The sequence below is a fragment of the Anaerosoma tenue genome (assembly GCF_023161965.1).
Classification (GTDB): domain Bacteria; phylum Actinomycetota; class Coriobacteriia; order Anaerosomatales; family Anaerosomataceae; genus Anaerosoma; species Anaerosoma tenue.
In genome coordinates this window covers 923,872-935,236 of record NZ_JALNTY010000001.1, presented here as the reverse complement: position 1 = coordinate 935,236, position 11,365 = coordinate 923,872, and the positions used below count along the sequence as shown (strand labels likewise).

Here is an 11,365-nt window from a genome sequence, read left to right as displayed (position 1 = left end):
GGGGCGGTATGGAGCCAACCGAAGTCGAGCTACTTCATACGGCACGTATCGATGACGAGTTCGAGTTGTGCTTCACAACATACTCGCTCGGCAAGCGTCGGCTTGGGTCTGCCCGGATCTTCCGCAACAACCACAAGTACTGCGGCCCGACCAAGTCGGGGATCGACATGCCTCGGTATCAGGTTGACGCATTGATTCCCGTTCTCAGGCGGTTGTCTGATGAGCTGGAGCGCGGTCTGTGCGCTCCGCCCTGTGAGTACGCCTCTCTTGATGCCGGGCGTACGGCGAACTGGCTGGTCCAGGTGCTGGTGCATGATACGCGGCCCGACGGGCAATTCCTGGACGTGCGCAAGTTCGTCACCAGCGACAACTACACCGGTCCGACTCGCAAAGGCATACGGCTCACTGTCGACCACATCGACCAGCTGGCCGACGGACTCGAGCATGTCAGTGTGTCGTTGCATAGTTGGCGCGAGGGACTAAGCGGGCTCTTTGCGCCGGCCAAGCCTGAGTATGAGCAATCGGAGCCACCCGCTGACCCTGGTAGGGGTGTGCCAGACCACCTGAAGGGTTACTTCTGAGGAGGTCATCGTGTCGAAGAGCGTCGAGGTCATAGACATCACTCCGCATCAGACCCTGATGCCGAAGCTTGGCAAGACGGGCTACTCAATCCCTCAAGCGATCGCTGAGCTTGTGGACAATGCTATCGACGCTCGGATCGAGGGGTACCCGCTCCTTGTTGCCGTCAAGATAGGCAAGCACGGGATCTCAGTCGCGGACAACGGCACCGGCATGGGGCGTGACGACATTCACAAGGCGATGATCCTCGGTATGTCGTCGAAGAGGAACATGCTTGGTGAATTCGGTCTCGGGTTGAAGACATCGTGCACGGCCCTCGGTAGGCGGTTCAAGGTGATGTCGTCGCGGCTCGGTGACCCGCACGCCTACTCCGTGTTCTATGACGAGGACGACTGGGTGAGCGCGGGGAGCTCGTGGCAGATGGAGCTCGAGACCGAGCTGGCCGACCCCGGAGGCCACTACACGATCGTGGAGATCTCCAAGCTGTACAAGTACTACGCCGGCGTTGTGGATGTGGTGCAACGCGACCTGCAGCAGCGATTCGCGCCGTTCATCAACGACGGTACTGTCGAGCTGCGGGTTAACAAGCGCAAGTGCAAGCCAGAGGAGTTCGATCTGCTCGAGGATACGCGCATTGAGTTCGAAATCGCGGACGCGTCGGGCAACCGGATCTACGGCTGGTATGGACTCCTGAAGCAAGGTTCTAACAAAGGACTCTACGGATTCCACACCTATCGGCTCGGCCGGATGATCACCACCTTCGACAAGATGGCAATCGGTGAGCACCCGACGATTTCCCGAATCATCGGCGAGGTGCATCTGGACCACTTGCAGCCGACGCACAACAAGCGGGAGTGGGAGAAGACCGCGGAGTACGATGCTGCTGTTGACGCGCTGCGAATCGAGGTGCAGGACCTCCTGCGGCAGGCCCGTCAGCGTGCTTCGTCGGACAGCATCACCAAGGCGGTACGCAACGAACTTGAGCGCTGGAAGGATTCGATCGCACGGGCGCTGATGGCCCGAGAGCTGAAGCCCTTCACGTCCCCCGTGCACACCCTGAGCGAGTACGAGCGCTCTGAAAGCGACGAGGCGCAGGAGCAAATCGAGGTCGAGCAAAGGGAGAGGTCCGAGAATCCTGAGCCGTCGGCTCCCCGCACCCAACCGACGGAGTCGAGTCGTGAGAGAGTCCCTCGGGTCACGCACCAGAAACCCCGTCATGCGGTGAAGGTCAAAGGTAAGAGCGTCGACTTCGATCACGAGTTCGCGCCGCTCGGGGAGAAGGAAGCCTGGTATCAGTGGAGTTTCAGCGCCGAAGAAGGGCTCGCAATCTACACCAACACCGAGTTTCCGGCGTACTTCACCACGAAGGACAAGGCGTTCTACGCGACCTTGCACATTGCGGAGAGCATCGCGGAGCTGTTGATCCAAGAGGCCGGTGTCGCCGCAGATGAGTTTGATGACATTCGGCAGCTGATCATGCGCAAGGCGGCCGCAGTGAAGGACCAATGGATAGAGGAAGAGGCGGAAACGGAGCCCAAGCCCACCGATTCTGCGGATGGGCCGGAGGTGGACTCGCATGGCAATCCTGAAGCGTGAAGGTGCTGACAAGATCTACGCGGTTGCCCAGCTGTTCCGCGAGCAGGCACTGGAACGCGATGGGTCGTTGCTGACCCCTGGCCGCGCGGTGTGGACGATTCCCGCGCTGGAGGACTTGGAGCAGCGATTCGTGCTGAGCCCCGACCACTCGTCCGACTCCTTTGATCAGAAGCTGGAACGTCAGATTGATGGTGCGAGCGACACAGTGAAGCAGCTCATGGCCGAACTCCTCCTGATGCATCTCCTGGTCGTTCATGGGATGAGCGCGGATACCAAGCGGCTGCGCATCTCGCGTGTGTTGGGCTGGATGCGAGACCCGGTGGTCATTCCTCCTGACATAGACGCAGCGCTGGACTATGGGCTCGCTTCTCCCGGAACGCACTTCTACACCCGTCGCGACACCCATCTGAGGTTCTTCATCGAGTGGATGCTCGCCTGGAAGCGCCTGGAGCCTTCGACGCTGGTGCAGGCGCTGTCTGAGCCCTGGGCGTTCAGGGAGCAGATATGCTCGGTTGATAACAGAAGCGCCTGGCTTCAGCGCAACGCCCTCCTCCACCTCGTCTTCCCCGAGGCCTTCGAACGTGCGGTGGCTCGAAACGACAAGAAGGCGCTTGTCGATGCCTTCGCTGACCGCATCGGCGGACCTGAGGCAGCAGCCGCGATGGATGAGGACAAAGCGATTCTGGAGATCCGGAAGTCACTGGAGCCGACGTATGGCCCCGGCTTTGATTTCTATGAGATCCCGGAGCTGGTCGTGCAGTGGAATTCCCGTTTTCAGGGAGGCGTGATGGAAGCGAATGCCCCACTCCTGGAACGCCTCAGGGCCGCATACCCCGGCTGGCAGAGCTTCGCCGATGAGCGCTTCATCCGGGACGAGACCACCTACAAGATGGATGCCTCGGCGAAGACTCAGGAACGTTTAGGCGCGGATACGCTTCGGCAGTTGATAGACAGCGAGGACTACGACCAGGTGGTACAGCTCGTCGAGCAGGTCGCGCAGTCGACGAACCTACTCTGGCTGCGCATGCCCCGTGAGGGCGACCTTTCGATCCTGTACTGGCAGGACTTCGATTCTGCAGCGTTCTCACGCGCACTCTACGATCTGCTGCATGGCGAGGGGTCGAGCCCTGAGCGCCTCGAGCGTTACGCGTCGTACGCGAGGGCGCAGGGCTTGCCAGTGAAGTGGACGCTACCGACGTATCTACTGATGCTGATGTACCCCGAGACTGACATCTTCGTGAAGCCTGAGGCCACGAAGTGGTTCCTCAAGCAGATGGGAGTCTCGCTCAAACTCGGATCGAAAGCATCGGGTGAAGTCTACGCATCGATACTAGAGGCCGCGGAAGATCTGCGAGAGCAGCTCGCGCCCTTCGAGCCCCAGACGATGCTGGATATCCAGAGCTACATCTGGGTCGCCTACCGGGCGGGTGAGCCGCCGATGGCGGCGACGGCAGGCGCTGAGGATGAGGGGGAGCGCGTGCAGACTGACACACACGCAGCGACGGTGTACGAACACATCCGCAGCAAGGGCTATCAGTTCCCGGCCTGGCTGGTGACAGACTATGTGCTTTCCCTCGCCACGAAGCCGCTCGTGATCCTCTCGGGCATCTCGGGCACTGGCAAGACAAAGATGGCGCAGCTGGTGAGCGAGTTCGTGGCACCAGTGCAGGATAGGGAAGTGGTGATCGAGCCCTCGCGGGCACCACAGCTCGAAGGCGCAGTGAGAGTCTCGATCCGCCCCAGTGCCTTCCAGCACCGGCGCCTGACGATTCCCAACGTCCTGCTTGACGGCGTGGTCGTCCCGGAGCCGAACTCGATTAGCGACCTCATCGTGCGTGCGGGTGGTCAGCGATTCGAGGCGCGTCTGTACGCACATTCGAGTGCCCGCAACTACCAGGTGCACATGAAGCCGCAACTGTACGAGTGGTTCAGGGCAAACGCTGAGATGGGTGACCTGCTCGAGCTGGCTACGACCCCTGTCTCGGATAGCCCCGAGTTTCAGCTCGAACTGAGCGTCGTTCGATCTGAGCGACGCATGGAGAGCGTGCTATCTGAGCGCGTAGCCTTCCTGTCCGTGCGGCCTGACTGGACCGACAATCGCGCTCTTCTTGGCTACTTCAATCCACTCCTGCAGCGCTATCAGGGAACCGAGCTGCTCAGCCTGTTGTTGCGCGCCGAGGCCAACCCCGATGAGCCACACTTCGTCGTGCTCGATGAGATGAACCTGGCCAAGGTGGAGTACTACTTCTCGGACTTCCTCTCGGCGATGGAGTCGGGCACCGAGATGGTGTTGCACGACGCCGAGGACGACGAGGCCGACGCCGAGGAGCCACTGCCTCCCCGCAGGCTGAAGGTGCCAACGAACGTCTTCTTCACCGGGACGGTCAACGTGGACGAGACAACGTACATGTTCAGTCCCAAGGTGCTGGATCGGGCGAACACCATCGAGTTCAACTCAGTAGATCTCGACGAGTATGGCCGTGGTGGAGCGGATCTCGCCGACGCTTTCCGTCTGAGTGACGATGTGACGCTTGAAGCACTGCTCGCTGCGTCACGCCGTCCAGGGCCTGAGGATTGGGCCGTCATCTCGACTCGCTCGCAGGAGCGCATCCGGGCGATCCATTCGCTCATGGCCGAGTTCAACCTGCACTTCGGCTACCGGGTTGCCAACGAGATTGCGCGATATCTGGCACTGACGAAGGAATTCGTCGGCGAAGACCAGCTCGATTTCGCACTCGACCTGCAGGTGCTCCAGAAAGTGCTGCCCAAGCTCTCGGGCAGCAGAGCGAAGTTGGAGAAGCCGCTTGAGGCGTTATTGGAGCATCTGGAGGGCGAGGGACTGAATATGTCCGCGGCCAAGGTCAGTCGGATGCTGACCACCGTTCGCGCGGTCGGCTTCGTGAGCTTCGTCGAGTAGCATGCGCATCCTCGCCGGAAAGAGCTCCGATCAGGAGTGCCTCCCCTCCGAGAGTGGCCGCATCATCCTCGACTGCTGGAGCGAGTATGTGATCGAGGCGGACAGCAAGCCGACGGTGCCGGAGGGCTGTCTCAAGCGCGAGCTCCCAGGCGATGACATCTGGCGTGGGCTGGTCAACTTCGGTGACTACATCGGTCTACTCTGGCTCGGCGATCAGCTGGTCGAGGTCCGCTCGTCCAAGCTCGATTCCGGTGGATTCGAGTCCCTGCTGCTGCAAATCACCGACCGAGTGTCGAACTTGCCGTTCGATATCAACTCGCCGTCATTCGTCCCGTTCGCCCGCGAGGCGCTTGATGAGCGTGATCGCCTGTATCACGCGCTCGTTTACCTCCGTTGGGCGATGTGGTTCGCGCGGCCATCGCTCGAGGAGTCATGGGCGCTGGTGGCTGCGGACCCGCACCGGACGCTCATCCGCGAAGAGCGGCGCGTGACGCCGTGGGATGCTCGTAGCGTGACGCCCAGGACGCTCGAGCGGATCGCCTCGCACCCCGAGTCCTGGGCACATCTGCCCGCCGGGTCACCGCTCGCAACCACCGCTCTCGGCTCGCAGCTCACCGACTTGCGAGGACGCACATACTTCCCCACGGAGGTCGTCGAAGTCACCGCCGAGACCTGCATCGACAACCCCGAGAATCGATTCGCGAAGTACTTCGTCGACCTCGCGCTTGAGTTAGCGGAGCGTGCGCGTGCGGTGCTCCTGGCTACTGAGGGCATCGACCGGCGGCTGCTGAAAGATGCCGACGAGCTTGTTGGCCAGCTGCGCGCGATGGAAGGCGCGGACTTCCTGCGTGATGTCGGTCAGATGCAGCGCTTCCCGGTCCACTCGCAAGTGCTGCAGAAGCGAGCAGGCTATCGCGAGTTGCTGTTGCATCACCAGGCACTTGTGCTTGCCTCGCGGTACCCCGTGGCAGCAGAGGACCTGCGCCGCATCATCGAGACCAAGAGCGCGAGCCTGCTGTACGAGTACTGGTGCTTCTTCGAGCTCGCGGAGCAGTTGGCCTCACTGCTCGGACGCCCGACCGAGGCGCTTGTCTCCGGTGATGATCTGCACTCGTTTCTCGCTGAGGGCATCAAGGCCGTGTTCCCGCGTGGCATTGAGCTCCACTACAACCGTTCGTTCTCCCGGTCGAACAGCACGTGGCGCTCGTACTCAGTGCCGCTCCGTCCAGACATCGTGCTCAAGGTGGGCGACACGCTGCACCTGTTCGATGCAAAGTTCCGGGTCGATCGATGGGATGTGCCGACCGAGCTCGACAGCCAGGAGCTCGACAAGCTCGAGGCCGATGACCGCGCGGGAGTGGCCAGCAAGGGCTGGTGGAAGAACGCGGACATCCACAAGATGCATGCGTACAAGGACGCCCTCGGCAGCGAGGGTGCGCGGGTCGCGACGGTGTGGGTTCTGTACCCGGGGACTGAGGAGCGGTTCTACGAGGTTGCACCCGGAGCGCTGGAGGGCGTGGGCGCGATTCCGCTGGAGCCGACGGGCGATAGGGCAGAGCTGAGGCGGCTGCTCGAGCGGATTCTCTGACTACGCGCGGCGTCGCGCGAGCCGCCCTGTCGGCCGGTGAGCAGGAAGTCGATGCGGCTCGACGTGTACGGCACGCTGAACTCGATCGCCACGCCGCAGCCGTCGGGCAGCGCGGGCGTGTTGAGCACCTTGTACATGTACTCCATCGAGTTGCGCCAGCTCGTCACCTCGGCAGGGTTGGCGCGGTGCAGCTTGCGCTCGAAGGCCGCCGTGATGGCATCGGCGATGGCGTCGGCTTCCACGTCGTCCATGAACTCGCGCTTGGTGGCCTGGTACACGAGCATCGGCGGCTCCGTGAGGGGGAGCGGATGGGGCTGAGACCAGGGTAGCAGAGGGGCGGGGGCGGCTCACCATCTTCGGCGTCTTGACCAATCGAACACGTGTTCTATCATGGGCGACGGGGGAGTACTCTGTGATTTCAAGTCAACCCTGTGACCAGGGGAAACGATCTTGACATCACAAACTGTGATTTCAAGTTGGGGGGAGCGATGACGGACGAAACCGCCCTGATACCGGTTGAGGCTGCGGAGTTGCGCATTCGTGTCGCCCGGGATACGCGGGTCATCCTTGATGCTGACCTCGCCGCCGCAACCCCGACCGTTTCCCTCCAGACTTCATGTTCGAGCTGACACCGGAGGAGTGGACGGCCCTCAGGAGCGCGGCATCGACCACCGATGGCTGGGGCGGGCGCCGAACACCGCCGCTCGCCTTCACAGAACAGGGCATCGCCATGCTCTCCAGCGTGCTGCGTAGCCCCAATGCGGTTGCGGTGAACGTGCAGATCATGCGTGCGTTCGTGCGGCTCCGCGAAATCCTCGCGGAGAACGCTGATCTGGCACGTCGGCTCGACGACATGGAATTGCGCTACGACGAGCAGTTCAGAGTCATCATCCAAGCAATCCAAGCCCTGACAGCGCCGCCGCTGAAGCCGCGGAATCCGGTGGGGTTCAGGCCGTAAGTCGATCTTGGCGGGTTTCGCGTTTCATGAGCCTTGCTCTTCGCTCTCAACGCGAGTAATGTGTGCGGTATGTCAAAGAAAGCGATACATTACGCACACAACGGTTCAGAGGGCTCTCCCAGCGAGGACGCGCTGTACCTCACTGCTGAGACTCGCGCCGGTTACTTCACTACGGCGCAGGCGGCGGAGGCCGGATACTCGCGGGCGCTGCTGGCGCATCACGCGGCCGCCGGGAATCTGGAGCGGGTCGACCACGGCATCTACCGCCTGCGGCGCTACCCCGAATCTCCGCATTCGGATCTCGTGGTCGCCTCCCTGCGCACCGGGGATTCGGCGGCAGTCTCGCACGAGAGTGCGCTCGTGCTGTGGGACCTCTCGGACATCCTGCCCGGCGAGGTGCATGTCACAGTGCCCCGGACCGCCTCGCGGCGTCGACCCGGTCTGAGGCTCCACACCGGCAGGCTCGAGGCAGGCGAGATCACGGAACGTGACGGTGTGAGGGTCACGACTGTGGAGCGCACGATCGCAGACGTTGCTCGCAGCGGACTCTCCGACGAGATCGTCCTGCAGGCTATCGACGAGGCCCTCGGCCGTGGGCTTACTACAACGTCACGACTCCGTGAGTACGCTCGTAAGCGTGGCGGACGAATGCGGTCTCTGCTGGAACGCGCGCAGCGATGAAGTACGAGAGCGCGTCGTGCTTCCGCATGGCGCTCGAAGAACGGCTGCGAACCGAATCGCTTGCCACCGGCGTAGCGCTTTCACGACTGCGGAAGACGGTCGCTTTCGATCGGCTGCTTGCACGGCTGCTCGAGCAGGAGCCGGATGCGTGGGTTCTCAAGGGCGGATTGGCGCTCCAGTTGCGACTTCAGGACCGGGCGCGCACGACCAGGGATATCGACTTGCACACGCGGGAGCGGGCGGAGACCGCACTCAACCTGCTCGTCTCGGTTGCTCTGCTCGATCTTGGCGACCACTTCAGGTTCGAAGTGGCGCGCCCATCCACCGTGGACGCGCCGCTACGGTGCGCCGTGCGTTCCGTGCTTGCCGGCCGAGTGTTCGAGTCCTTCCACGTCGACCTGGGATGTGAGGAGGAACGGATAGGCGCGGTCTCGCATCTTCTGGTGTCGTCGCTTCTTGAGTTCGCTGGCATCCCGCCAGTGGAGTTCCCGTGCTTCCCGCTCGGCCAGCATCTCGCGGAGAAGGTACATGCCCTCGTTCGTCCGCGAGGTGGGCGGGACAACAGCAGGGTCAAGGACCTGGTCGACATCGTCCTGATCGCGGAAACAGCGAGTGTTGATCCACTCGAGTTGCGTGCGGCGCTCATCGCCACATTCGAGGCTGACCTGTCGTGCGAAATGCCACTTCACCTTCCCGAACCGCGGCGTGCATGGGAGTCACAGTATCGAGCGCTGGCGAAGGATCTCGGCCTGCAGGCCTCGACACTTGAGGAGGGCGCTGTGGTCGCGCGGGCGCTCATTGATCCGGCGCTGCGCCACGCGGTGTCGTGATGGACCAGCCGGCTGGCGGCACACGAAGCTCAAGGGAACGTGCAAAGAGTACAAAACGTACAATGGTGCTATCCTTCTCTCGATGTCCAGAACTGGGGATAGAGGCAGCCATGACACGGGTGACCGCCGCGCAGGCGCGGCGCGACTTCTCAGAGATCCTCAACCGCGCCTCCTACGGCAAGGAGCGCGTCATCGTGACGCGCCACGACGCGGACGTGGCCGCGGTCGTGCCTATCGAGGAGCTTCGGATTCTTGATGCCGCGATGGCGGTTCTGAAGGCGCACCCGCAGTTCTCGCGATCCATCGAGACCATCCAGGTCGCCCGCGAGGCCCAGGCCGCGTGGGGGCAGGTGCAGTCGGAGGTCGACACGCTCGTGCTTTCGCCGGAGTCGTACGACGCCGTGGGGGACCTGATCGAGAACCCTCAGCCAACCACAGCCGCTCTGCGCAAACTCATGCGCGACGAGTAGCGGGTCGGTCATGGGTGCCCATCGCCCGATCTTGACATCGAAATCTGCGACTGCAGGAGCCCTGACTACACTGGGGCCGTAGCCGCTGTTCTCCACGACTCGCGTCAGGCCCTTAGCCGATCTTCCCCCGCAGCCGCTGGAGCACCCGCCCGGCTTCTTCCACCTGCCGGGGGTCGCCGCTCGCCTGCGCCCGGCGCACTGCGCGCATCGCACTCTCGAGTGCCACCTCGGCCACGCGGGCCGCGTCGACAAGCGAGTCGCGCGCGGCGTCCCCCTCGAACAACTCCTCCACGGGCCGCGCGCTGAACACGGTCCCGGCGCGTCTCGATGGTGTGGTTCGCACATCCGCTGACCTGGGCTGTAGCGAATCTGCGAACTCCATGCGATGAACCTCCGGCGCCCGGTTCGCAGAACTCGCAACACTCGGCGCTGCGACCGCACGATTCGGCAGGATGTCCCCGTAGGACCCCAGCCTGTTGGCGAGGACCGGCCCGGCCGGCGCCTCCTCGGCTACAGTCCCCGTCCACTCACGCCCGTAACTGTTCACGATCCTGCTCGCGATCGTCTCGCGCATGAGCTCTTCGGTGGGCAGACCGAAGTGCCGCGCCAGCGCCTCCACGCTCTCGGGGGAGGGGAGCCGCTGGCCGCGCTCCACGCGCGAGAGCATTGCCACGGAGAGCCCCGTGGCCGCAGACACGTCCTCGAGCGTCTCGCTGCGTTCGTGCCTGAGCGCGCGAAGCTTCCGGCCGAACTCGAGTTCGCTCATCACCAACCCCCGCATCCGTTTCGCTGCTCCGTACGGTCCCATTCTACACCTCTGGCAAATGATTTGACAGAAATGACAAAGGGTGGGTACTATCCATTTGACAGGGTTGGCAAACACCTATTGCCAGGGATGTCAGACCGACCGGCCATACTCGGCAGGGCGGATGAGAAGAAGGGGGTCCACCATGGTCAGCAACGCGACACCGAGGCGCCAGGAGGAGCGGAGCATCCTCATCAACTTCGTGCTCGACAAGAGCGGGTCGATGAGCTCGATCCGGGAGGCCACCATCTCGGGCTTCGACGAGTTCCTCGGCGATCAGCAGCGCGAGGGCGGCGACGCACGCATGACGCTCACGCTGTTCGACACGCGGTTCGAGACGGTCGCATCGGCGGTGCCGGTGCGGCACGTGGCCCCGCTCAACCATGAGACGTATCACCCAGACGGCATGACCGCGCTCTACGACGCGATCGCGCACACCATGAGCATCACCGACGACTACGTGGCGCAGCATCACCCCGACCAGGTCCTCTTCGTGATCATGACCGACGGCCAGGAGAACTCCAGCCGTGAGTTCGACCAGCGTGCGGTCTTCCGTATGATCAGCGATCGCCGCGAGGACAAGGGATACGAGTTCATCTACCTCGGCGCCAACCAGGACTCCTACGCGGCGAGCCAGCGGATCGGCATCGCACCCGATCGTGCCATGAACTGGGAGGCCACGCCCGAGCAGGCGTCGGCCACGATGCTGCGGATGTCGCGCAATGTACGCGGCTACCGGCGGGCTGGTACGGCGCTGCTGGCGAACGAAACGTTCTTCACGCCTGAGTTCGAGGCCGTCGGCGCGATGGAGTACGAGGAGTACAAGCAGCGCCAGAAAGCCGGTGAGGGCAAGCGCGGGAAGAAGGCGTAGCGACAACTGCCGGTAAGGCCTCGCAGCGATGGCTTCCGGCTCGTGGCATCTTCACTCACATCGCACGTTA

At 63.0% G+C, this 11,365-nt stretch carries 11 protein-coding genes; 9 read left to right on the top strand and 2 right to left on the bottom strand.

All coding sequences use genetic code 11. From position 1 onward, the window contains the following. The first annotated feature begins 8 nt into the window (after nt 1–8). Genes MSB02_RS04605 through MSB02_RS04590 form a run of 4 tightly spaced genes read left to right on the top strand, consistent with a single transcriptional unit; the run spans nt 9 to nt 6,680 of the window. The gene (locus MSB02_RS04605; RefSeq protein ID WP_267194026.1) at nt 9–581 is read left to right on the top strand and encodes a PC4/YdbC family ssDNA-binding protein; all 573 of its coding nucleotides are present in this window, start codon (nt 9–11) and stop codon (nt 579–581) included. Nucleotides 582–591: 10 nt separating this feature from the next. Beyond that, complete coding sequence (locus tag MSB02_RS04600; protein WP_267194025.1) at nt 592–2,175, top strand: ATP-binding protein; 1,584 nt, start codon at nt 592–594, stop codon at nt 2,173–2,175. Next, complete coding sequence (locus MSB02_RS04595; RefSeq protein WP_267194024.1) at nt 2,156–5,092, top strand: McrB family protein; 2,937 nt, start codon at nt 2,156–2,158, stop codon at nt 5,090–5,092. The genes MSB02_RS04600 and MSB02_RS04595 overlap by 20 nt, the downstream gene beginning before the upstream one ends. Nucleotide 5,093: 1 nt before the next feature. Next, the gene (locus MSB02_RS04590) at nt 5,094–6,680 is read left to right on the top strand and encodes a DUF2357 domain-containing protein (RefSeq protein ID WP_267194023.1); all 1,587 of its coding nucleotides are present in this window, start codon (nt 5,094–5,096) and stop codon (nt 6,678–6,680) included. Here MSB02_RS04590 and MSB02_RS04585 read toward each other — a convergent pair. Then, nucleotides 6,578–6,964, bottom strand: a complete 387-nt coding sequence (locus MSB02_RS04585; RefSeq protein ID WP_267194022.1) for a hypothetical protein — start codon at nt 6,962–6,964, stop codon at nt 6,578–6,580. The two genes, MSB02_RS04590 and MSB02_RS04585, sit on opposite strands and share 103 nt — an antisense overlap. Before the next feature lie 332 nt (nt 6,965–7,296). Between MSB02_RS04585 and MSB02_RS04580 the strand changes: the two genes are divergently transcribed. The 4 genes from MSB02_RS04580 (at nt 7,297) to MSB02_RS04565 (ending at nt 9,619) form a co-directional block, all read left to right on the top strand. Further along, nucleotides 7,297–7,638, top strand: coding sequence for an ORF6N domain-containing protein (locus tag MSB02_RS04580; protein ID WP_267194021.1), 342 nt, complete (start codon nt 7,297–7,299; stop codon nt 7,636–7,638). A 69-nt stretch (nt 7,639–7,707) separates the two neighbouring features. Further along, nucleotides 7,708–8,319, top strand: coding sequence for a type IV toxin-antitoxin system AbiEi family antitoxin domain-containing protein (locus tag MSB02_RS04575; protein WP_267194020.1), 612 nt, complete (start codon nt 7,708–7,710; stop codon nt 8,317–8,319). Further along, entirely contained in the window at nt 8,316–9,149 is an 834-nt protein-coding gene (locus MSB02_RS04570) for a nucleotidyl transferase AbiEii/AbiGii toxin family protein (protein WP_267194019.1), read from the top strand. Before MSB02_RS04575 ends, MSB02_RS04570 begins: the two co-directional genes overlap by 4 nt. 110 nt (nt 9,150–9,259) lie before the next feature. Beyond that, nucleotides 9,260–9,619 carry a type II toxin-antitoxin system Phd/YefM family antitoxin gene (locus tag MSB02_RS04565; protein WP_267194018.1) on the top strand — a complete coding sequence of 120 codons (360 nt, stop codon included), beginning with the start codon at nt 9,260–9,262 and terminating at the stop codon, nt 9,617–9,619. A gap of 112 nt (nt 9,620–9,731) precedes the next feature. Here the strand turns inward: MSB02_RS04565 and MSB02_RS04560 are convergent, their stop codons facing one another. Further along, a complete protein-coding gene (locus tag MSB02_RS04560) occupies nt 9,732–10,427 on the bottom strand; it encodes a helix-turn-helix domain-containing protein (RefSeq protein ID WP_267194017.1) in 696 nt (231 codons plus the stop codon). Between the two features lie 142 nt (nt 10,428–10,569). On the opposite strand from MSB02_RS04560, the gene MSB02_RS04555 reads away from it, so the two are divergent. Then, on the top strand, nt 10,570–11,295 hold the full coding sequence (locus MSB02_RS04555; RefSeq protein WP_267194016.1) for a vWA domain-containing protein: 726 nt from the start codon (nt 10,570–10,572) through the stop codon (nt 11,293–11,295). Nucleotides 11,296–11,365: the final 70 nt, after the last annotated feature.